The sequence below is a fragment of the Flavobacterium pasteuri genome, assembly GCF_048286615.1.
Taxonomy (GTDB): domain Bacteria; phylum Bacteroidota; class Bacteroidia; order Flavobacteriales; family Flavobacteriaceae; genus Flavobacterium.
Window position 1 is genome coordinate 125,300 of the sequence record NZ_JBLVPN010000003.1, and the last position, 24,192, is coordinate 149,491.

Sequence of the window (24,192 nt, forward strand, 5' to 3'; positions counted from 1 at the left end):
AAAATATAAAAAAAGCTCTCACAAAATGAGAGCTTTTTTTATGTCTTAACATTTTTCTATTCCATCTTGTTTTTTAAGTATTCAAGCATTGAACGGGTAATTGGTTTAGATAAGAAGTCAATTACCATTGGGTATTGTTTTGTTTTTTTTAAGTCTTCGGGATCTATGGTTGAGGAAAGTACAACGACTTTAATAGTATTGAATTCTGAAAATTCCGGGCTATTGAAATGATCTAAAAATTCCCATCCACCCATTACTGGCATATTCAAATCTAAAAAAATTAATTGCGGATGTTCGTTTGGTTTGTTTTTGGCATATCTGAAGGTGTTAAAGAAGCTAAGTGCTTCTTCTCCATTTTGAGCTGTTATTATTTCATTAGAAAACGATGATTTGATTATTACTTTTTTGCATAACATAAGTGTTATAGGGTCGTCATCAATACATAAAATTTGATCTAACATTATTGTTTATTTTTGAATGTTAATGTAAACGTAGTTCCTTTATTGACTTCGCTTTCAATTTCAATTGTTCCTCCCATCGTTTCAACTTGTGATTTTACTAAATAAAGGCCCAGTCCTTTGCTGTCAGGGTAATTATGAAAACGTTGATAAAGTCCAAATACTTTATCTCTATTTCTTTCTAAATCGATACCTATTCCGTTGTCTTTAAATATTAATACCACAGTGTCGTCCATTTCTTGGGTGGTAATAGTTATTTTGAGCTTTCTGCTCTCGGATTTGTATTTTATTGCATTTGTTAAAAGATTCAATAATATGCTTTCTATATATGCTTTATTGATGTTTATAATAGAAACTTTTTCGAAATTCAGTTTTATGATTGGTTTGTATAATTCGATTTGAAAACTAAGCTGGTTAAAAACATTTTCAAAGATTTCTTTTATTAAAACAGCTTCTTTTTGAATCGAAGGATTGTCTTTTATGATAATAACTTTTACTAAATCATTGATTGTGTCATTTAATAAATGAGTAGATTTATTAAAGCCGTTTAGTATTTCTTTTAATTCTTGGTTTTCAATAGGGATGTCTTCCAATAGATTCAGCAATCCAGTTAAATTTGATAATGGAGCCCTCAGGTTGTGCGACGTTATGTATGAAAACTGCTTTAAGTCTTTATTAGTTTGAGTTAATTCCCGAATAAGTTGTTCTTTTTCTTTTTCTTGCTTTTTTTCAACGGTTATGTCTCTTTGAATCGATATCCAGTGAGAAAGTTCATTCTCAGTATTATAAATTGGTATCATGGAGAAACGAACCCAATATTCTTCTCTTTTTTTGTTTAGGCTGATTGTCTCTATAAGACATTCTTTTTTGTTCTTAATGGAGCTTAACAGTTTTTCAAGTTTGTTAATATCGGAATTTGGACTATTGAAAGGATCTGCAGGTTTTCCGGAAATCTCTTCAAAATCATATCCTGACATAGAAGAAAATGCTGGGTTGGCATAAATGACGTTAGGAATTTTTTCGTCAAAGGAATTGGCTTCGGTAATGATAATTGAATCTTTTGATTGTGTAAATACGGTTTCTAGTAATTTAAGTCTTTGCTCTTCTTCTTTTTGTTTTGTGATGTCTTGTATAGCACCAATCATTCTGATGGCTTTTCCATTTTCATCTTTCAAGAGAAAGCCTCTGTCTAAAACGTATTTATAGGAATTATTTGCGCATTTAAAGCGATATTGATCCTGCCAGTTTTCGGTTTTTTGTTCTATAAATGAATAAAGTCTGATGGACATCTTAATGCTGTCTTCAGGGTGAATTTTATCAAACCACCATTTTGAATTATTACCAACTTCATCTTTAGTGTAACCAAAAACATTTTCAATTCCTTTATTCCAAGAAAAGCTGTCTTCTTGGATTTTCCAGTCCCAAATTGTATCACTAGTTGCCTTGGCTACAATATCGTATTTTTCATTCGACTCTTTAATTTTATCGTTTGTATTTTTAAGCTTTTTAAAAATGGCGATGTTTCTAGTGTCGTTTTTAGATAAAATGAGTTTAAAAATTATTCCGGTAAAAAAGACAAATAAGATATCTTTTGTGAAAGTATAAAATGTATGATTTGTATCTAAAATATATTGTTGTAATAATTTATGGCTTACAATAGCTACAAACATTGCTGTGATGATGTAGACTATGATTACTTGATTGGTTTTGCTTTTCATTACTCAAATATAATTAATTATTGCTTAATTATTAAAGAACAATCATAACTTATTTTTTAGAGATTTTTTTAAAAGCCTATTTTTGTGTCTAATGCGTTAAGAATATGTAAACTATTGCATAAATATTTTTTATATCAAAATAAAGTGTACCTTTGCACCCATTAAAAATCACAGATGGAATCTATTAGAAACATTGCAATTATTGCCCACGTCGATCACGGTAAAACAACTTTGGTTGATAAAATTATGTATCACTGTCAGTTATTTCGTGATAACGAAAACACAGGTGACTTAATCCTTGATAACAACGACTTAGAGCGTGAAAGAGGTATTACTATTACTTCAAAAAATGTTTCTGTAGTTTACAAAGGAACAAAAATCAACATTATTGATACTCCTGGTCACGCCGATTTTGGAGGAGAAGTAGAACGTGTATTGAACATGGCGGATGGAGTTTGTCTACTTGTAGATGCTTTTGAAGGTCCAATGCCTCAAACTCGTTTTGTATTACAAAAAGCTATTGACTTAGGTCTTAAACCCTGCGTTGTAATCAATAAAGTTGATAAAGAAAACTGTACTCCTGAAGAAGTTCATGAAAAAGTTTTTGATTTAATGTTTGAATTAGGTGCTGAAGAGTGGCAATTGGATTTTCCAACTGTATACGGTTCTGCTAAAAATAACTGGATGTCTGACCATTGGGAAAACGTAACTGATAATGTTGAAGCATTGTTGGATATGGTTATTGAAAATGTACCAGCTCCTAAAGTTTCTGAAGGAACACCACAAATGTTGATTACATCTTTAGATTTCTCAGCATTTACAGGTCGTATCGCTATCGGTCGTCTTGAAAGAGGTATTTTGAATGAGGGTATGCCAATCTCATTAGTAAAAAGAGACGGTACTGTAATTAAATCTAGAATTAAAGAACTTCATACTTTTGAAGGTCTTGGTCGTAAAAAAGTACAGCAAGTAATTGCTGGAGACATTTGTGCAATTATTGGTGTTGAAGGATTTGAAATTGGAGATACTATCGCTGATTTTGAAAACCCAGAAGCGTTGAAAACTATTGATATTGATGAGCCTACTATGAGCATGTTGTTTACAATTAATGACTCTCCTTTCTTTGGTAAAGAGGGTAAATTTGTAACTTCTCGTCATATTAGAGATCGTTTGACAAAAGAATTAGAGAAAAATTTAGCAATGAAATTAGGTGAAACTGATTCAGCTGATAAATTTATGGTTTTTGGTCGTGGTGTACTTCACTTATCTGTTCTTATTGAAACAATGAGAAGAGAAGGGTATGAATTACAAATCGGTCAGCCACAAGTAATCATCAAAGAAATTGATGGTAAAAAATGTGAACCAATTGAGGAATTAACAATCGATTTACCAGAAACACTTTCTGGAAGAGCGGTAGAGTTTGTTACTATGCGTAAAGGTGAAATGTTGAGCATGGAAACTAAAGGAGAGCGTATGATTGTTAAATTCAATATCCCATCTCGTGGAATTATTGGATTGCGTAACCAGTTACTTACTGCAACTGCAGGTGAGGCTATTATGGCACACCGTTTTATAGGATATGAGCCTTACAAAGGAGAAATTGCTGGACGTAACAAAGGTTCATTGATTTCTATGGAAAAAGGAAAAGCTATTCCTTATTCTATTGATAAATTACAAGATCGTGGAAAGTTTTTTGTTGAACCAAATGCTGAAATTTACGAAGGTCAGGTAATTGGAGAAAACTCTCGTGGAGATGATATGTGTGTTAACGTTACGAAAGAGAAAAAACAATCTAACGTTCGTTCTTCTGGAAATGATGAAAAAGCAAGAATCATTCCTCCAATTATTTTCTCATTAGAGGAAGCTTTAGAATACATTCAAAAAGATGAATATGTTGAGGTTACACCAAAATCTATTCGTTTAAGAAAAATATATTTGACAGAAACAGATAGAAAAAGATTTAAAATCTAATTCTATTTTTTATAAAATTAGAAGCCATTCGTTGATTCGAATGGCTTTTTTTAGGCTTTTTACTTTTTAGTAATTTGATATTTTGTATCCAAGTATCTACTAAGAAATTATTTTTTTAATGCTGGAAATTGCCGAAAATTATTGGTTGAAATGTACTAAGAAAGTTGTTGAAGTAATAAAATAGATTCTATATTACCTTTTCAGGCTAAAATGGCTTTTAGCTTCTCTTCCGTCTTCAAGTTTTATGGTGAACCAGTAATCATCTGCAGCCAATGGTTCCTTAAGGAAAGTTCCATCCCAGCCAAGACTTGAAGGAGATAACTGTTTCAATAATTTTCCATATCGATCAAAAATGTATATTATTGCATTTTCATAAATACTGCTATTTATTCCTTTCAGGTTCCAATAATCATTGTATCCATCACCATTAGGAGTAAAGAATTTAGGAGCATTTAATACAGCAAAGGCTTTTGTAGTTTGTCCACATCCATTATTGTTTTCCACAATTAATTCGTGAAAACCACCAGGTACGTTTTCAAAAAGAGTTGAAGTTTGAAAAGAAGTTTCAGTTCCATTTTCGTATTGAATCATATAATTATAATCACTTGGATTATCGAGTTCAATTATAACTTGATTTGTTTGCTGTAAATCATGCACAATTATAGTATTTATTTTAGCCAAATAAGATAGAGTTACAATGCATTTTCGTGTAGTGGTACAGCCTGATTTATTTTTTACAGTTACGTTATATTCCCCTTCTTTGTTAATAGATATGGTAGGAGTTGTTTCGCCTGTTGACCATAAATAAGTGAAATCACTGGTTCTAGTTGGGGCTGAAATCCCTGCATTTAATTGGATTGAGGGATTTGTTAATCCTTCGCATAGAATAATATTTTCTAAAATATTAATTTTTGGAGAAGGCTCGACTATAATTTCAAAATTTCCGGTTCCATAACAACCTTCAGCATTTTCAGCCCGAATGAATACTGTTTTAGATTCAGAAACAAAAGGCTCTTTGAGCTCATTTGTTCCCATAGCGGCATCTTCTTCTTTTGAATAAAAAAACAAACGCACATCTGAAGGTAAATTCAATTCGGTTTTTATTAAATCTTTTTTCAGTTCTAAGTCAAATGATGCTTTTCCCTCACCAAGATCACACGCATGAATTGCTTCGGGTAATAATGATATGTTTTTATTAGCATGTAAAATAACTGTTCCAATGCTATAACAACTTGAATTTGGTTGAGTGACTTTTGTATATATAATTTCATCTGGAACGCTATTTCGATAATTTACAGGAATAGATTGAGTGTTTGTTAAATCATTTTCTGCATCGGTAGTACTATGGTAATAATATACTTCAAAATCTTTCTCTCCTAGACTAATAGGATCATTAGCAAGAGTCAAATTAAATAAAGCTAATCCATCAGTAGGAGTACTGTCTTGTGTGTCACATTGTGTTAATTTGTAAGTTGTTGAAAGTATTTTCGGGGCATCATAAATTGTAATTGTTTTTTCAAGAGGCTCTCTGTTTTCACCATTTACAGTTTTTATTAGCGTTACGTTATAATTACCAGCTTTTTTGTATGTATGAAAGGCATCAAAATCTGTGGAAGTAAATCCATCACCAAAATCCCAAAGTACACTGTCAATTTTTTCGACAGAGTTACTAAAAAAATGAGTAGCGTTACCTAAACAATTGAATTCATAATTAAAGGCATATAAGAATAAAGAAGTAATGAATGGAGGTAAGCCTAATTTGGCTTTTTTTCCTCCTAAGTCAATTTCATTTTGTAAATAATTACAGTTTGAACCATCTAATTCAGGGTTGTTTATAACTGATAATTTATCGCTGCTATCACTTCCATTAGAATTGTAACCAGAACGGTATATTTTTTCGTCAAGAGCTAGTTGTAAAGCACCTGCAACGTTTGTGGAAGAGTTGATGGTGGTTTTTGAACCTATAATATTAGCGCTTTTAAGATCAAATTGAATTAATGAGCTTCCTAAAGAAATTCCTTCAGAATCGAATAAATTTACTGTAATATATAACTTTTTTGATTTTGAAGAAAATTCCACACCGTATGGATTAGTTCCGTTAAGAATAGAAGATCCATTACTTACTTTCCCTGTAGCTGCATCAAAATCAAATAACCATACATTACCGGTATTTCGTCTAATTTCACCTTTTGGACCTAATTCATCAGTCGTTTTCAAGGAAGAATTTGCCATAGCAATTTTTTTTCCATTTGGAGATGTTTTTAAATAGCCTATAGCATTAGAAATATAACCGCCTGTTGGTACATTTAAAGATGTGGTAGTTTGAATAGGTTTTTTATCAACACCAGAAGTGCTTATTTTAAAAGAGTAAAAAGTGTTTTTAAAATGGGTTATCACCCAAAACGAAATACCATCACCATGTTGAACAGCAGTAATTTTTTCGGAGCATTTAAATTTCACATCATCATTATCACTGGGGTCATAAGTAATGAGATGTATGTTCTTTTCTTTGACAGAGATATCTCCTAAGCCATTATTTAACCTCAAATCAACTAACGAATAATTTAATCCATTATTTGGTGGGTCCTCGTCATTTGTGAGATTATCGTCTACATTTTTTGGATTAGGCTGATCTACTGTAAATATATAATATAAGTTTAGATTACTCGGATGTGGAACAATTATAGCTGACTGCGTACTTGAGTTATGGCCTAATAGGCCATACCCATTTGGCATTACCTGATGTGATTTGTCATATACTATTGATCCATCAGTATAAAATAATAGTTTTCCATTTTTATCAGAAATGGTTGTGCATCCTTCGGCAGTATTTAATTTACCACTGGTTATAGCAACAGGATTTCCTGAATTGAAATCAAGACCGGCATTATCACCAAAATACCATATAGCCGCTTCTTTTTGTCCAAAAGAGGGGGTAGTTAGAAAAAGGAAAATAAACAATAAATGGCAATTATGTTTCATAACTAACAAATATAGTCAATATCCACAAAAAAAGTAATAGTACAATTCATGAATAGGTTTTGTATGTTATCTTTTTAAACTGAAATGTCCTTTAACCTCTCTACCATCAACTAATTTTATAGCGTACCAATAATCATCTGCTGATAATGGCTGTCCTACAAATGTACCATCCCATCCTTGGCTAGAAGGAACAATTTGTTTTAAAAGTTTACCGTAACGATCAAAAATATAAATAATTGTATTTTCATTGAAATTTTCATTCACTCCTTTTACATTCCAGTAGTCGTTGTAGCCATCTCCATTAGGAGTGAAAAATTTTGGAATACCAATTACAGCAATTGTTTTACTTACAGTTCCACAACCATTTTTATCATTAACGTATACTTCATGAATTCCGGCAGTTACATTATCAAAGAAATTAGAATCTTGAAAAGGCCCTGAAGGGCCATCCAGACTATATTCATACGCTCCTAGTCCGGCTACATTTACTGTAACTGAGTTTACATCTGATAAATCAACAATTGAAATGTTTGTTATTTCTGCTATATCAGAGGCCGTGACTTTTATAGTTCGTATTCTGCTACAACCTGCTAGAGAGCTAACTTCTAACGTATAATTACCTTCTGCGTTTACATTCAGTGTTGAACCAGTTTCATTCATTAAAACTACATTGTCTTTTGTCCATACATAAGTATAGTCAGTACTTGGAGTTCCATCTTGAATTCCGGAATCTAATCTCACAAAGAAAGTAGGAAGGTTTGAACATACTAATTCATTTTCATCAAAATCAGCATTGGTATCAATATTAGGTTTTGGATTTACTGTTAAAGTAACTCTTGGACTCAAACCATAGCAAGCATTGTCTGAAGTGCTTTCTACACGAACCCAAATTTTTTGTTCGTTTGCATATCCAACGTTTCTATAATTTGATGTGTTTGTTATTTCATCATTCTCTGAAAAGGCATCAGCTTCATTTTTATAAAATTTTATTAAATAAGAAGAACTCGATGAAGGAAGAATAGCTAAAATATCAGTGGTTACACTACTAAAATCAAAAGTTGCAATTCCATCAGTATCATCATTTTCTGTTCCTAAGTCATCACAAGTAGAAAAAGTACGACTGAATGAAGCTGGAATTTGAGTAGTAGAAACTATTAAGTTAATTTGAACTATACTACTACATTCATTAGTGTTTTTTACTCTGGCCCAAACCGGCATGCCACCTGAGATTGTATTTGTAAAAGCTAAAGGATTAGATATTAATTTTTCCAAGTCAGCTGTTTCAGCTCCCAATTGTGATGTATAATAGGTAAAAGTTTCGGAAGTATAATTTGACGATATCACATTATTTTTTACCGTTAAATTAAAATTAGAGAAACCATCTGTATCGTCATCACATTGAACTATTGTGACCGTATTGACTACGGGTAAAGTATAAACTGTCAAAGTAGTTTCGGAAGAAATCAAACCACATGAATTTCCAATTTTATCCAATTTCACTCTGTATTTATAACCATTCATTGCGTTAGTCACTTTTATCAGTGTTAAGGTTTGTGCTTTAGCATTCTGATAAGTAGCATTATTTATAATATTGTTCCAAGTTATTCCGTCAATAGACAATTGCCATTGATAGGTGTTTCCGCCATTGTCAGCAACAGTAATTGTGGTGTTTTCTAGCTCACAAGTTGGTTTTGCCTGAGGTTGAGATGTGATTGCTATTGGCGCCGCAATTACATAATTGTTATTTGGAGTTGTATAACCCACACCGCTCGTTACTTTTCCTTTGCCGTTAACAGTAACGGGATTATTTCCTACTGTTCCATCATTGTCAGGGTCATTAAAACCAGCCTCGATAACATCATAACAAATGTCATTATCACTATCTAAATCGATGTGATTAAAAGTTCCATCTGAATCGGTGTCAGTAACTGTATAATTTAGTTTACCACTATCCGGACTCGTTTCAAGTCCGTCAAATAAACCATTTGTACCAAAAACAGGAGTTGGGCCGTCTATAATTCCATCGTTATTAAGATCAATTGCAGTATTGCCTGATTCAACTAAGTCAAAAATTCCGTCGTTATCACTGTCTAAATCTAGTAAATCATAAACAACCGGAAAAGTATTGAAGACGTCATTGTCTGTGTTAATTCGTGTTAATCCGGGTTCAAAAGCATTATCAAGTCCATCTTTATTGGAATCAGTTCCAGAAAAGATTTTAAAACCTTTTCCTTGTGCTTCTATAGTATCAGGAATTCCATCATTATCACTGTCTAAGTCTAATAAATTTGGAATCGTATCAGAATCAGAATCAAAATTTTCTGTACGTTTAATCATGAAAATAGCTTTATTAGCAGCTGTTTCGGATAGATTATTATGAGTTAATTTTACTGAATTAGTGAGATAAGAAGAAAACTGAAAGCTACCTAAACCAGGCGTTAATGGTGTTGTACTATTTAGTCTAAATCGGATTTCGAAGGAAGAAAACTCGGTTACGCCACTTTCAAAAATCCCATCATAATTAGTATCAACAAGTAATTGATTTTGTGGATTTGTTAAAGTAATGGTTTTATCTGCGGGTACTTGCAAAATAAAATCTCCGTTTGCGTTTATGTATTCTGTAATAGCGGTAGTTTGCGTAGGACTGTCTTGTGCTATATAGCTAATGTTGATAGTTTCATTTTTTGTGAGATTCAGATTGTAAGTAACATTATTTATTATACCAGCGGGAACTTCTGAAACAAATCCGTAAAATGGTTTTCCCGTAATGGTTCCACTTCCCGAAATTGTAGCAGTATAATCAGAACTTGAGGTAGTATTTGACTGGTTTAACAGCGTGATATTTGCTTCAAAATTGTTTACTATACCATCATTATCTAAGTCGATATCAATATTATTATTAGTTCCATCATTATCTGAATCTAATGGGCAGTCGCTGACTGGAATCTTGTCTGAGAAAATAGGAACTGTAGTTGGGCAACCCACAATACTTCCTTTTACCTGATAATAACCGGGTTGAGTAGGAGTGTATGAATTTAAATTTGCACCCATAATTGGATTGTCATTAAAATACCACTGAAAAGTATCGTATGATGATAAAGTACTAATTTTTAAAACAATATTTGGTATACAAGCAGAATTTGATACAGTAATTTTATCAGTTACAATTTCTGGTTTTATATCAAATCCGGAATAATATCCGCCATAAGTAGCAGCGCCATTAGTCCCAAAGTAAGAAACATACACTTGCCTAGTGGATTTTACAGCAATACTTCCCGTTTGATTAAAAACGGTATATCTCACATAATTTGTATTTCCTGTTACTGCTATAGGAAGGCTCGATATAGGAATGTTGTTTATGGTTACAGTAGCATCCGCTTCAGTCACAATGTTTAAACCACCATTGTAAAACGTATTTCCTATCGATTCAATGGAAGGGATATTATCAACAATGCTTGGCGTAGCACAATTTAAGGGTGGTACAAAAAATAAATTTTGATTTGCTGATGAAAAATCTCCACCAATACTTTGATAAGCAGATACGTTTTCAGAGGATAAAACGTGTAAATTGCCATCTATAAATTGGCTTCCGTCAATAACGGTATATTGTCCTCTATTAATAGTGATAAAAGCTATCGCTGATCCATTAACGAAAACTTTAGTATTGTCAACATTAGCAATTAATAAAACTCGCTCTAATTCATCAGTTCCAAGTCCTTTTACAAATATATATTCCTTACCTGTTTTTTCGGTTGAAACAATTTGGTCAAAACCCACATCTCTGCCAATGGGATTTCCTTGAGTATTGACAATGGTACTGTTACTACCTCCAAAAGAACCTGAATTGACAACAACAGGTTTATCAGATTCTACTAAGGCACCAATCATTTTAGAGCTATTGGAAACAGTATTGATGTCGTTTTCCAAAGCCAAAACATAGCTTTCATTTTTGTTTAAAATAACTTCTATTGGTCCAGTAATAGGGGTGCCATCTGACAGTTTTGACCCTATTGAAATGTTTGAGATAGTGATTTTAGTATTATTTTCTGTTGACAGTATGGAAGCAAAATTTAATAAACTTGTATCATATAGTGGATTTAACATCGCTCCTAATCTAAATTCTTTACCCAAAGCACTGTTTCCTTTTGACACCAGTCCACCAGCATGATTATAGGAATTATTTTGAGAAGAAAAACCGGCATTAACCCTGACACTTACATAAATTAAATCTTCTGCCTCAACTATATATCCTTTGTTGGTTACAATTCCAATATTAGTTTTTGGAGTGAACAACTGTGTGTTTTGTCCTTGACCAATAGAATGGATGTACGGAGTATTATTTTTGACTACACCAGTAATTATACTACCTCCGTTTTCTATAATTTTGAAATTAACATCGGAAGTACTTGGTGTTGATATATATAAATAATGATCACCTGCTAAATTTGTAGCACAGGTCAGTGGCGGGATATAGTGTGTTTTGCTAAACTGCGAGAAACAACTTATGGAAAAAAGAGTAATGAGTAATAGTAATATTTTTTTCATTTGCTAAAATTAGCAAAATTTAGATTATCTTTTTAATGAAAAATGACCTTTTATTATTTTGCCGTTTTCTAAATTCAAATGAAACCAATAATCATCCGTGGGTAATGTAAATCCATTGAAAGTTCCATTCCATCCCAAGTCTGAAGCGATTAATTGTTTTAATAATTTCCCATAGCGGTCAAAAATAAAAAGAGTTGATTGGGGTAAATTATCCAGATTTTTAATTTGCCAAATATCATTATAACCATCATTATTAGGCGTAAAATAACGAGGATAATCTAAAACATATGCCACATACGGAATAGATAAACCACAGCCATTTTTATCTCTGGCATAAACTAAATATTCACCGGGTGCAACTCCGTCAAAGATTGGACTATCCTGGAAAAAAGAACCATCTATAGAAAATTCATAATCGCCAATTCCAGTATATTCAATTGTAATTGAATTTTTATTACCTTCAAAATCATTCACTGTTACTCCAGTAATTGTTCCAACTCCAGAAACATCAACATGGTATTTTTTTGTTTTTTGGCAACCATCAAAACTCGTAACGGTTACAAAATAATCTCCTGGAGTAGTAACTGTTATGGTGTTTGACCTTGCTCCAGTACTCCATAAATAGCTTGAATATCCTGAATTTACGGTTAAGTTAATCGAGTTTGTCTGGCACAAAACTAAAGTTTCATCTTGAAAATTAGGTGGGTCAAAGGTGTTTACTATAAGTGTAATGGGAGTAATTGCATAACAGTCAGGACCATTTACTATTCGAGCATGAATAATTTGTTGGGTTGCCACAGTGTTTTTAAAAATATTTGATAACTGATTTTGTTGGGCAATTGCATCTGTTGGGTTTAAATAATACTCTACAATCAATCCGGCTGGTAAACTCGTAACTACTTGTGGCGTTACTTGAGTATTTAAATCAAATTGTGATAAACCATCATTTGCACCATCAGTATCACAAGTTGAAATTGGATTTTGTACAACAATAGCATTATTGGAGATAATTAGTTTTACTTCAGTATAATTGGCACAGTTAAATGAATTGCTCACTCTAGCAAATACTGACTGATTAACGAATTTATTGCTATATGTTGTGGGATCTGCAATTGGGTTGATTTTTGCCTCAGCATCAACTAAAGTTTCATAATAAACAACAGCACTTAAATTACTCGCATAGTTTTTTACAATGGCATCGATTTTAGTTAAGTTAAAAATAGATATTCCGTCGTTATCGATATCACATTGCGTAAGGGAAGTATCATTTAAATCAATTTCTGGAGTATATTCGATTTTTATTTCTTCAGTAGCAACACAACTGGGTGTCAATTGCACTTCAACTTTATAAATACCTGGAGTAGTAACTGTAAAAGAAGAAGAGTTATTCGTAAACGCTACATTATCCTTAAACCATTTGTAAGTATAGCCTAAGCTTGAAGGTAGTTTTGTGTCAATAGTATAGCTTTCGCCAAAACAAATAGGATTGTTTGTTGCTAATAATCGGTCTGAACCCAAATCAATTTTTGGTAAAAAACTGCCTGCCTCAAGAAAAACTGCGGAGTCGTAAGATTCATTTCTTTGATCAGCTATTACTAATTTTATGTGGTACGTTTTGCCTGGTTGAATATTTGTTTGAGCGGTCAAAACCTTAGTTTGCCCAGCATAATTTATAGGACTGCTAGCAGTGTTGTATCCGTTAAAGTAAGTTTCGTTTTCTGGTCCACAGCTTTTTATTGGTTCGAACGAATTAGGAATCGGATTAATTAATGGGTGAATATTTTTTGATGAAACTGGAGTTGAAGATTCGGGGAGTACTGCTAAATTAATGTAGGACGCTGTGTTTGTTTCTTTGATTAAAAAGGCAAAACCATCAGAATAATTACAAGGATAATCACCTTGGTATTCATTAGAAGCAAAAATGTAATTAAAACTTATGAAATCTGTCAGAGCTATAAAATCGAATTCTAAAATTGTTGCATTTACGGTATTTGTTATTCCTATTGCTTGCTCTAAATCGGAATCACCTATCCAAGAAGAATTTCCTCCTCCTCGATTGGAAACGTAAGGACCTTCAGAATTCTTACTACTCCAAGTGCTCAAAAGAACGCCTTCTGTAAATGGAAAACTACTTCCTCCGAAATTAAAATACCCATAGCTGTTTTGGCCACCGGAAAATGCATCTCCTTTTACACTAACAGCAGAAACATTAGCACAAGCACTATTAATTAATACATTATCAACAAGTTGTTGTGCAGTATAAGAGTCATTTACTACAATAGATTGCGCGCTTGCATTAAATACAGCGCAACCAATAAAAATATAAAATAATATTATTTTCACACATTTCATCACCTGTAAAGATACTACAAATCTCTATTTTTTAATAATTTATAGGAGAGGAAAATAAAAATTGCTGTCCAAAATAATACAATAATAATAGAGAATATACTCACATTGTATTCCTTAATATTATCTAACCCAATTTGTGTTCCCAAATTTTTTACGACTGATAATCTGCTAAAAGGTTCCACTATTAAATTCGACATGGATTGCAAAGGCAAAAACTGAGTAATTGATGCTGCCGTTGTACTATTTGGGAATACTTTAAAAGTCAAAACACCATTGATAATTCCTTCGATGATATTCCAAACTAAAAGAAATCCGAGAGCAAAAGCAGAACGTTTTACTAATATTCCTAAAAATAAACAGAATGAGAAAAAACCAACCAGTTTAACAAAATAAGCTAAAAGGTATTTTAAATCAGAGAAAATAATGCCAAATTCAGTATAAGAGGAATAGCTAAGCCCTAAAATTAGTGACATTATGAAAACAAAAATAGTGGATACTGTAGCAAATAAAACAACCGTTATAAACTTAGATTGAATAAATTCTTTTTTACTCATTCCATCAATTAAGTTTTGTTTTAGTGTTCCATAGCTATACTCATTTGCCATCATGGAGACAATAACAATCGCTAAAAACAGTTTTAATACGGCCGCGATATAGGTGTTGAAATGCCATATAAAAGGGAAATTAAAAATTCCCATCTCAGCAAGATGAAATTTAAAAATGCCAAGATCAAATTTTATGGAGGCTATTAATGCTATAAAAGTTAAGAGAATAAAATAAGCCAATGTTAAAACACGACTGGCTTTGTTTTTCCAAATTTTTTGTAATTCTATTGAGAGTAATCTTTTCATGATTTAGTTTTTGAAAGTTGGGTTAGAATTAGTCAGTTCTAAAAATTGTTCTTCTAAGCTGTTTTTACGTTTTACTAAATGATTTAGTACGATGTTTTTTTCAAAAAGAAATCGATTCAATTCCTTAGCTTCCAAATCATTTTTTAAATAAACTAAAACTTTCCCTTCCTCATTTACTACATTTTTAACTGCAGGATGAGTTTTAACCGCTAGGATTAAATTTTCACTGTCATCAGCTTGCAATTCAAAAAATCCTTCATTAGCTGACATACCATCGACTAAGCCAGTGTATAAAATTTCTCCTTTTCTTAAAACCAAAACATGGGTACATACTTTTTCTACTTCGTCTAATAAATGAGAAGCGAGTAAAATAGTAGTTCCTTTTGAGGCAATTTGTTTGATGATATCTCTAATTTGATGAATACCTTGAGGATCTAAACCGTTTGTGGGTTCATCAAGAATTAAAATTTCAGGATCGTTCAGTAGGGCAGAAGCGATGGCTAAACGTTGTTTCATCCCTAAAGAAAAAGTGCTGAATTTACTGTTTTGTCTATTTACTAAACCCACTAGCTCAAGTTTTTCGTTAACTTTTGCATAGTTAATTCCTTTGATTTTACAAACCAGTTCTAAATTTTCCTTAGCAGTCATGTAAGGATAGAAATTAGGCCTTTCTATAATGGCACCAACTTTTTTTAGAGCTTCATGTGTTTTCATTGAACCATTAAACCAGCTATATTCTCCGGAGGTTTCGTTAACTACGTTTAAAACGATTCCTAAAGTTGTTGATTTTCCGCTTCCATTAGGACCTAGAATTCCATACACATTGCCTTTATGTATGTCGAAAGAAACGTTTTTCAAGGCTTGAAGTGAGCCATAACGTTTGTTGAGATTTTTGATAGAAAGTATAGTTTCCAATGGATTCATCTTTTACGTTTTTTGTATAGGACGAACAAGAAAGGAATTTGTTACTATTTAATCGGAATTAGTTTATTTTTGAAATTAGTTTGCATAGCATGTCTAATTTGTTAGCAGTGATAGGTTTCATGATGTAATCTTTTATCACATCATATTTTTTTGCCATTTCTATATCAGCAGGGTCGATTGACGAGGTCATAATAAAAATTGAAATTTCTTTTTTTATCGGTAAATGTATAAATTCATCTAAAAACTGCCACCCATCCATCACCGGCATATTTAAATCAAGTAAAATTGCATCGGGTAGAATTTCACTATTATTCCAATTTTCTTTCAGTTTATTTATGGCAAATTGAGCATTATTAAAGGAATGGATTTCTTCACAAAACTTACTTTTAGCGATGAGTATACTCATTAATTTCACCGTTAGTTTGTCGTCATCAATGATGTATGTTAATTTATTGTTCATTTAAATAAATTTTAAAATTAGAACCAAGTCCCACTTCACTTTCAATTTCAATTTTTCCATCCATAGCTTCGAGTTGGTTTTTGGTTATAAATAATCCAATTCCTTTTGCATCTTCGTTGCCATGAAATGTTTTATACATTCCAAAAAGTTTATGCCCATTTTTTTTTAAATCTAAGCCTACCCCATTGTCTCTAAAATTAATAACTGTATAGTCATCTATGATTTCGTGACTAATTTCTAAAGTAGCTTTTCGTTCTGGAGATTTATATTTAATGGCGTTCGAAAATAAATTCAGCAAAATACTATCGAGATAAGCAGGTATAACATTGACAGTTAGGTCTTCGGGAATGGTATGTGTAATAGTTATTTGACTGTCTTTAATGGCTAAACTTAGCGCTTTTTTTGTTTTTTCGATTTCATTCTTTAACTTAATATTAGTTTTTTCAATATTTGTCTTTTGTTGAATAGTTATAATTTCATTCAAATATTCAATTGACTCTGATAGTTTTTCTGTTCCTTCTTTGAATAAATCAAAATAAGAAAGTTTTTCATCAATATCATCGGTATTATCAATTACATCCACTACCATTGATAAATTACTTGCGTGTGAGCGTATGTTGTGGGAGACAATATGGGTAAAATTATATAATTTATTGTTTTGGCTACTGGTTACATCCAATAAGCGTTTAAGTTCAAATTCTTTTTCAATTCGTTGGGTTACGTTTCGACCAACACCAACAAAATTGATGAAATTATTATTACTGTCAAAAACGGTAGTTATATTTAATTCAAACCAATATTTCTCGTTTTTTTTATTGTAATTAAGTATTGTGATTTTGATACTTTCTTTGTTTTTAATTGCTTTTCTCATTAATAATGAAGCGTTTAAATCAGTTTCAGGACCTTTGGATAAATAACCAGGTTTTTTTCCTATTATTTCCTCCATATTTAAACCGGTAATATCTAAATAGGCTTGATTTGCCCATACTGCTTCTCCTTTTTCATTTGCTATTACAATGGTATCTGTTGTTTCAGAAGCCGCAAGCGATAGTAAACTCAATTTAGCTTCAACGTTCTTTCTTTCGCTAATATCTCTAACGAAACAGACTAAATACTTTATGTTGTCAACTTGAAATATTTTCCCCGAAGCTATTTCAACGGGAATTGTTTCTCCTAATTTTGTTTTGATGTAGGTTTCATTAACGGTATATTCATTTTGGGTTAAATTATATTTCAAGAATAACCGTAGCTCTGTCCTCAACTCAACCGGAAATAATTTTGAATTATGTAATCCCTTTAATTCAGAGTTATTGTATCCTGTAAGTTCTGATGATCTGGGGTTACAATCAGTGATTACACCATTTGAGGTATCAATAATAAAAATGGCATCATTGGCACTGGAAAAAATCGAAGAAAATTTTTCTACATTTAACTGTAGCTCATTGATTAGATTCTGTTCATTTGTTATGTCTTGGAATGTACCCAATAAATTCAGAGGTTTTTCATCAATAATTTCTACTTGGCAAATACATTCAATATACTTGATGTTGTTTTTAGCTGTAGTAATCTGAAATTTATCATTAAATGAAATTCCTTCATTGATCGCTTTTTCGATAAGTACCTTAATTCGATCTCTATTTTCACCTTCTGTATAAAAATTTATGCCGTTTCCATTTACCGGTTCAAAATCTTCAGGAACTTCAAGAATGCATTTCGTAACAGCATCCCAAAAAACGTCATTGGTTTGCAGGTTCATTTTCCATATTCCAATTTTGGCTGATTGCGCGGCCTTGAAATAGAGTTCAAGCTTATCTATCATCAGTAGGGTTTATATATTTTTAATAGTCTTGGGGACAATCAAATATAAAATTTAAATCTTTGAGCTAACTATTTTTTAACATAAAAACTACTGACTTATAATTTTATTTTATTTTAAAAAATGTAATACGTTCTTTTTTAATTGTTTGCGTTTTTTGTTTTAAATTTTTAGAAAACATAAAAACCATTTTTATGTCTAATAATTAAGTAGTTATGGTTTGTTTTTAGTCTTTTACTCTTTTTAGTGCCTAAGGTTTACCTTTATTTTGTTTAAATGAGAAAATCAAAATGGTATTCAAAACTCTTTTCATTTTTAATTACTAAGTAGTTTGAAAACATATATTCAAAAAGGAATACCCTTCAACGACTTAATTTATTGTAATTTTGTATTAAATTATTTTTCAAATGAGTAGTGAGCCAGTAATGCTTTTTAAAAAACCATCCTATCCCATAAACAAATCACTTTTGGAATACTTGGAGCGTTTTGACCGTTTATCAACAGTTTCTATTTTTTATGATGACTTATTGCGTTTTTCAGGATCTGTGAACGTTTATGATAAAAATGACGAAGATACTTTATGGATTAGAGTGTATTACAACGAATTTGAAAGGCAAGAAATTGATCTAAATTTAAAGAAAATTTATTCGTTGTTGCATTCTGATGGTAATTTGGGGATTATTAAATTTTTGAATGTGGATTCTATTGATTACTGCACATTTGGAAACTCAAAACCGTTTCGTATAAAAGTCCGAAATATTCTGAATGACAATTACACTCATTTTTATATCAAGAAAGCAGATGCATCCCGTATTTATGGACTTGAATTAGAGCATATTTTATCTCCGGATAAAATAAATTTTTTAGTGTACAATGACACTTTGATAGAGGAACACATAATGGGGATTCCTGGTGATGTTTTTATAAAAACACTTTTGGCAAATTGTACCGAAACGGAAAAATCACAAATTGCAAAAGAGTTTGTAAAATTCAACGAGCGTTGCATGATACGATTACTGGGAGATATGCGTTCCTATAATTATGTAATTGTTCCTACACATGATTTTGATCATGTTGTTTATAAAATACGCGCCATCGATTTTGACCAGCAGTGTTATGAAGGGAATTTTAAAGTCTACCGACCTCAATTTTTCAAAGAAAATTATCCAATGGTAAAATTAGTTAAGGACAAACTTCAAAACAGTTCAATCGAGCAATATAAAGATGAGGAAAGAGCAGTTCTTGCCAAAAGAATCCATTCTGCCGAGAATCGTATCAAAAGATTATTGCAAATTATGGGAAATGATGTTATTGCTCCAGAGGAACATTTGAAGCAATTGCAGTTAGAATTGTACCGTTACACGAATGATTTGAATTTTAAAAAAGCAAAATCTATGGGTAATATCATGAGTGCAGCTTTTGAATTTATTACTAGAAACTTTAAAAACACAAATTTATTTAAAACGGAATTTTAGTCTTTTTATAAATTACATTAATTCAACTATGAGAAACTATATTTTCATCTTATCTGTTTTTACTTTTTTGTCTTGTCAACAAGATTCAGGCGCTTTAACAACGGTTTATTCGCTGCCTAAAAAACTTAAAGAAGTTTCGGGAATTACTTATTCGAAATCAAGTAATTTGCTTTGGACACTCGAAGACAGCGGTAATGCTAATGAAATTTACGGTCTGAATTTTAAAAACGGCAAAATTGAGAAAACGATTATCGTTGAAAATACGGAGAATATCGATTGGGAAGATATTACAAAAGACAAAGATGGAAATCTTTATATTGGAGATTTTGGCAACAATGATAATGAAAGAAAGGATTTGAGTATTTATAAAATCGATATAAAATCCTTAGCGGATGAAAGTGCAATTCCAGCTTACAAAGTTTCATTTGCGTATCCGGAACAAAAAAAATTTCCTCCTAAAAAAACAGAAATGTTCTATGATGTAGAAGGTTTTTTTGAGTTTAAAAATAATTTCTACCTCTTCACAAAAAACAGAAGCAAAGGTTTTGACGGAACTGCTTTTTTATACAAAATCTCCAATACGGCAGGTTTTCATCAGGCGGTTTTAATGGGGGAGTTCAAAACTTGTGACAATTACAATCATTGTGCAATTACAGCTGCAACAATAAGTCCAGATGAGTCAAAAGTTGCTGTTTTGACCCATGATAAAGTTTTTTTATTCGAAAATTTCGAAGCTGATAATTTTCTGAATGGAACAAAAACTATCCTAGAATTAGATCATTTTTCTCAAAAAGAAGCAGCTTCTTTTATTGACAATGACATACTTTTTATTGCCGATGAAAGATCTAAAAGCATAGGAGGGAATGTTTATCAGGTAAGTATCAAAAAACTAAAATCCAAATCCTAAACCAAAAGCAATTCGGGCTTCCTCATTTGCAGTTTTAAAATAGGTGATTCGGGCTGTAACCACATTCAGACCGTTGAGCCATAATCCACCTCCAAAAGATTGATGCCATTTATCTGAATCCTCGCCTTTTTGCCAAACTCTTCCATAATCAAAACCACCCAGAATTCCGTAAGTCATAGGCAAAACGCTTCTTCTAATTTTCCCTAAATTCCATCGGATGTCACTACTTTGATAAAACGATTGATTGCCTAAAAAGCGTTCGTTCCTAAAACCTCTTAAATCATAACCACCTCCCAAAGTTGCTCCTTGGTAAAACTCAAAATTGTTATTCAATAGCACTTTTGCTTTCAAAATTGTGGCCAAAACTACTTGACCATTGGCATCAATTTTATGATTAAAATTAAGCTTGCTTTCTAATGAAGGAAAATTTATTTTAGCATCATTCAAATTCATTTTCCATGTCCCAGCTATAGAAAATCCCATTCCCATAGAGGGAAATGAAGGGACGTCATAATTTTCGAAACTGTATTTAAGTGTTGCTCCTGCAAATTGTTGACTGTCAAAAATAGCAGGATTTACGATTCCGGGAATATTTATAAATCGATTATTGGTTTCCTCTACGCTGATTTGCTCAAAGGAAGTTTGGAAATGGATTGTACTTCCATATTTACCCACTTTTTTGATTGATGGTAGCACTTTCAGCATTCGGATGCGCACGCGGTTGTAATCCATTCCGAAAGTTTCATCATTGTTTACGGTTTCATTTCCAGTGCCAAAATAATTAATGGTAAAATTCGGACTCGTAAATTGGCTTTCCAAATCTAAATCCCATTTACCAATAGACTTTGGAAAATGTGCATTGTAAATAAGTTCATATCCGTCTGTGGCAAAAAAGTAATTTGCTTTTAAAATGTGTTTTTGCGTGTATGGATTTTGATTGAATTTATTGATGGTGTAGTTGGTAATAAAACCTATTTTGACACCATCATCAGGATTAAAACCAATATTTGGTAATCCTGAAAAAGCATTGTATTTGGGCTTTTTATAATCATAAAGACTGGCTTCATAATCATCTGACAAAAGAACTCTGGTTTTTGAATCTAAAACATAGGTATTCGTTTTTGATTTAAAATCATGAATTTTTACCTTTTTTCCATTTTCTACAGTATAGGAATCTTCGTTTTGTCCTCCAATTAATCGAATATTTATGTCTGATTTCGCGTTTCCTTTTACTTCAAAAATATCATCATCATCCAATCCATAAATCCAAATATTTTTTGTGTTTGCAGCAACAAAATCTTTTGTGTACAGCAATTCATCTCCTTCATTTTTTAAACGATACACTTCAATATCAATCTTATTTTTTGCAGTCTGGTGAATTATAAATTTGTCTTTTTTATCTGTACCAACAATTAAAACTGTTTTTTGCAGCACTCTATAATAGTCAGATGCATAGCGCTGTAATTCTGTTTTTCGTATTTTTAATTTACGTTTTATGTCTGCTATAGTTTCGTCCTGAACTTCTCTTGGCAGATTATCAAAGGCATTTTCTATAGCATTATCCGAAAGGTTTTCCTGAATGTATTTGGCTTGTTGTAACCAATCTTTTTCATTGGCAGTTTTTAGAAAAGCAAGATCCAATGGATAAGGTTCACGATTCAGCCATTTTACATTTTTAATTTTCTCATTAAAGGTTTGCATGTGGCGTAATGACGGCATATTCATCAAAAGAGTAAGCAATGCTCCATCATATTTTGTAAATGCCTGATCACGATCTCTAGGAATGGGTTTGTAAATTATTTTTTTGCCCACTTTATATTCTCCCCAACGCCATTGATCTTCATGTCTGTCCCAATCTCCAATGAGCATATCAAATAATCGTGCTTTGATATATTCCTCTTCATCAATGACATATTTTTCATCTTTATGAAGGTTCTTCAATACATCTTCCGTACTTATTATTGCTGTAGGATTCCCAAAGCTTTTTACACCAATTTGGCTGTCAGTAGGACGCTCTTCTACCATATACAATTCATCACCAAAATTTGCATTAAAATCTTTTAAAGCTTTATGTTTAGGAATATAATACAATACAGGATTCGAATGTGCGACACCAATCTTTTCGGCTAAGTTCCCAACAGCAAAAGGAGTGTACGGATGTGAAGTGGTATAAAAATCGAGTAAAAAATTCTCAGCATACGTATCTTCAAATTCGTTTTCGATAAATTGGTCTTTAAACGCTACCGATTGCAGAAAACGAGGAGCACTTTTTTTCAAGGCGCGCATTACATATTCTTTTCCGTTTTTGTCAACAATTTGCAATGATTTTGATTGATGTCCGCCACCGGCACGTTTTGGTTTTAAACCGCCAAAAAGAGTGTCAATCGTTGTTGTTTGTACTTCTATTGGTAAGCTGTAATACTTTCTATAATGCTTTCCGAAAAGGAATCTATAAAATGCATTTTTATCGGTTTGTTTTGCTGAATAGATAGTTGCAGTGGTCGTTTTAGCAAATGAAGTTGGAAAATTTTTGGTACTGAAATCATCTTTTTTAGCCACTATAAATTGTTCGAAAATCAGTTTTTCTTTACTATTTTCTTTTCCGTAGAAGGAAACTTTTGCAGCTCCATTTTCATAAATACTTAATGCGGTATACCCATTTCCACCATAAGAAAAATCATTTGGAAAAACGGCTTTTGCAGCCTCTGATTTTGATCCGGCACCACTTACTATTTGTTTGATGTTATCTTTTTCAATGTATTGTAAATTATGGTCATGGCCAGAAACTACAATAACATTATCTTGGCTCTGTAATAGTGTTTTTATGCGTTTTATAAAAATAGTATACTGTTTGTTTTGAATGTCTTGCGGGCTAATTCCCGATGTTTTTCTGATGAGGTTAATAACGGAACCCAAGACAGGAAGTGGAATTTTTTGCTCTAATGGAAATAGTTGTTTTTCCAATGAAAACTGTCCGCCGTGTGTTCCATTGCTCATTAATGGATGATGCAATGCCAGAATTATTGTTTTCTCTTGATTTTTATTCAGAATATCTTCTAACTCATTAAAAAAAGCTTCTCTTGATTTTATCGTACAATCATCATTTATAGTTGGACTATTATCCCAGTCTTCCAGAAACCATTGACTGTCGATAGCAATCAAAGTTAGATTTTTATTGATTTCTAAGTCATCAATCCCACAGCCTTTTCTGGGTAAAAATGATTTTTTATCATTTAAATATTCGGTTACAAATTTTGACTGGCGTTCTAAACCCTTTATTCCACTGTACCAATCGTGGTTTCCAGGAATAAAAATAGTTTGACCTTTGAAGTTTTTAGATAATTTTAGTTGATTTGTTAGCTTACTTTCGGCAATAATTCGCTCATTTGGGCGGTCAGTATTCGGCAATCCTTTTGGATAAATATTGTCACCAAGAAATAAAAGAGTTGTATTATTGTTTGCTTTTTTTAATCGATCTTCCAGTAAACCAATTGTTTGTTGTGCTTTTTCTTCATTGGCATTTCCGGCATCACCAATTAAATAAAAAGTATGTGCAATTTTTGAGCTATCTGTTCCGTTTTGTAGTACCGGATTTTTGATTTTTTTACCAAATTGTGCGTGATGTGTTGCACATGATTGAAAAATCAAGGCCGAAAAAAATAACATAAAAGCTACTTTATTCGAAGTAATAAAACAATTATCCGAAAACAATTTCATAATTTAGTAGTATAAA

At 32.0% G+C, this 24,192-nt stretch carries 13 protein-coding genes; 3 read left to right on the top strand and 10 right to left on the bottom strand.

The genetic code is table 11. The annotated features are described in order from the left end of the window. Nucleotides 1-56 precede the first annotated feature (56 nt). Together ACNQF6_RS05565 and ACNQF6_RS05570 are read right to left on the bottom strand one after the other, a co-directional pair. On the bottom strand, nucleotides 57-461 hold the full coding sequence (locus ACNQF6_RS05565; protein WP_417963999.1) for a response regulator: 405 nt from the start codon (nucleotides 459-461) through the stop codon (nucleotides 57-59). Continuing rightward, on the bottom strand, nucleotides 461-2,176 hold the full coding sequence (locus tag ACNQF6_RS05570; protein WP_417964001.1) for a PAS domain-containing sensor histidine kinase: 1,716 nt from the start codon (nucleotides 2,174-2,176) through the stop codon (nucleotides 461-463). The genes ACNQF6_RS05565 and ACNQF6_RS05570 overlap by 1 nt, the downstream gene beginning before the upstream one ends. Nucleotides 2,177-2,350: 174 nt before the next feature. On the opposite strand from ACNQF6_RS05570, the gene typA reads away from it, so the two are divergent. Then, entirely contained in the window at nucleotides 2,351-4,147 is a 1,797-nt protein-coding gene (typA, locus tag ACNQF6_RS05575; protein WP_417964003.1) for a translational GTPase TypA, read from the top strand. A 192-nt stretch (nucleotides 4,148-4,339) separates the two neighbouring features. Here typA and ACNQF6_RS05580 read toward each other — a convergent pair whose 3' ends face one another. From ACNQF6_RS05580 to ACNQF6_RS05610, 7 genes are all read right to left on the bottom strand, one after another. Further along, nucleotides 4,340-7,129 carry a T9SS type B sorting domain-containing protein gene (locus ACNQF6_RS05580; protein WP_417964005.1) on the bottom strand — a complete coding sequence of 930 codons (2,790 nt, stop codon included), beginning with the start codon at nucleotides 7,127-7,129 and terminating at the stop codon, nucleotides 4,340-4,342. Between the two features lie 66 nt (nucleotides 7,130-7,195). Further along, entirely contained in the window at nucleotides 7,196-11,674 is a 4,479-nt protein-coding gene (locus tag ACNQF6_RS05585) for a T9SS type B sorting domain-containing protein (protein WP_417964007.1), read from the bottom strand. Between the two features lie 24 nt (nucleotides 11,675-11,698). After that, nucleotides 11,699-14,026 (bottom strand): choice-of-anchor L domain-containing protein, encoded by a 2,328-nt coding sequence (locus tag ACNQF6_RS05590; protein WP_417964009.1) that lies wholly within the window; start codon nucleotides 14,024-14,026, stop codon nucleotides 11,699-11,701. A 14-nt stretch (nucleotides 14,027-14,040) separates the two neighbouring features. Beyond that, nucleotides 14,041-14,877, bottom strand: coding sequence for an ABC transporter permease (locus tag ACNQF6_RS05595; protein ID WP_417964011.1), 837 nt, complete (start codon nucleotides 14,875-14,877; stop codon nucleotides 14,041-14,043). A 3-nt stretch (nucleotides 14,878-14,880) separates the two neighbouring features. Continuing rightward, nucleotides 14,881-15,792, bottom strand: coding sequence for an ABC transporter ATP-binding protein (locus tag ACNQF6_RS05600; RefSeq protein WP_417964487.1), 912 nt, complete (start codon nucleotides 15,790-15,792; stop codon nucleotides 14,881-14,883). 67 nt (nucleotides 15,793-15,859) lie between these two features. After that, a complete protein-coding gene (locus ACNQF6_RS05605) occupies nucleotides 15,860-16,261 on the bottom strand; it encodes a response regulator (RefSeq protein WP_417964013.1) in 402 nt (133 codons plus the stop codon). Then, a complete protein-coding gene (locus tag ACNQF6_RS05610) occupies nucleotides 16,251-18,080 on the bottom strand; it encodes a PAS domain S-box protein (protein WP_417964015.1) in 1,830 nt (609 codons plus the stop codon). Before ACNQF6_RS05610 ends, ACNQF6_RS05605 begins: the two co-directional genes overlap by 11 nt. A 404-nt stretch (nucleotides 18,081-18,484) precedes the next feature. Between ACNQF6_RS05610 and ACNQF6_RS05615 the strand changes: the two genes are divergently transcribed. Further along, nucleotides 18,485-19,552: a hypothetical protein gene (locus ACNQF6_RS05615; RefSeq protein WP_417964017.1), complete on the top strand. Its 1,068-nt coding sequence runs from the start codon at nucleotides 18,485-18,487 to the stop codon at nucleotides 19,550-19,552. 28 nt (nucleotides 19,553-19,580) lie between these two features. After that, nucleotides 19,581-20,459 carry a hypothetical protein gene (locus tag ACNQF6_RS05620; RefSeq protein WP_417964019.1) on the top strand — a complete coding sequence of 293 codons (879 nt, stop codon included), beginning with the start codon at nucleotides 19,581-19,583 and terminating at the stop codon, nucleotides 20,457-20,459. Here ACNQF6_RS05620 and ACNQF6_RS05625 read toward each other — a convergent pair. Next, nucleotides 20,442-24,176: a metallophosphoesterase gene (locus ACNQF6_RS05625; RefSeq protein ID WP_417964021.1), complete on the bottom strand. Its 3,735-nt coding sequence runs from the start codon at nucleotides 24,174-24,176 to the stop codon at nucleotides 20,442-20,444. The genes ACNQF6_RS05620 and ACNQF6_RS05625 overlap by 18 nt on opposite strands. Nucleotides 24,177-24,192: the final 16 nt, after the last annotated feature.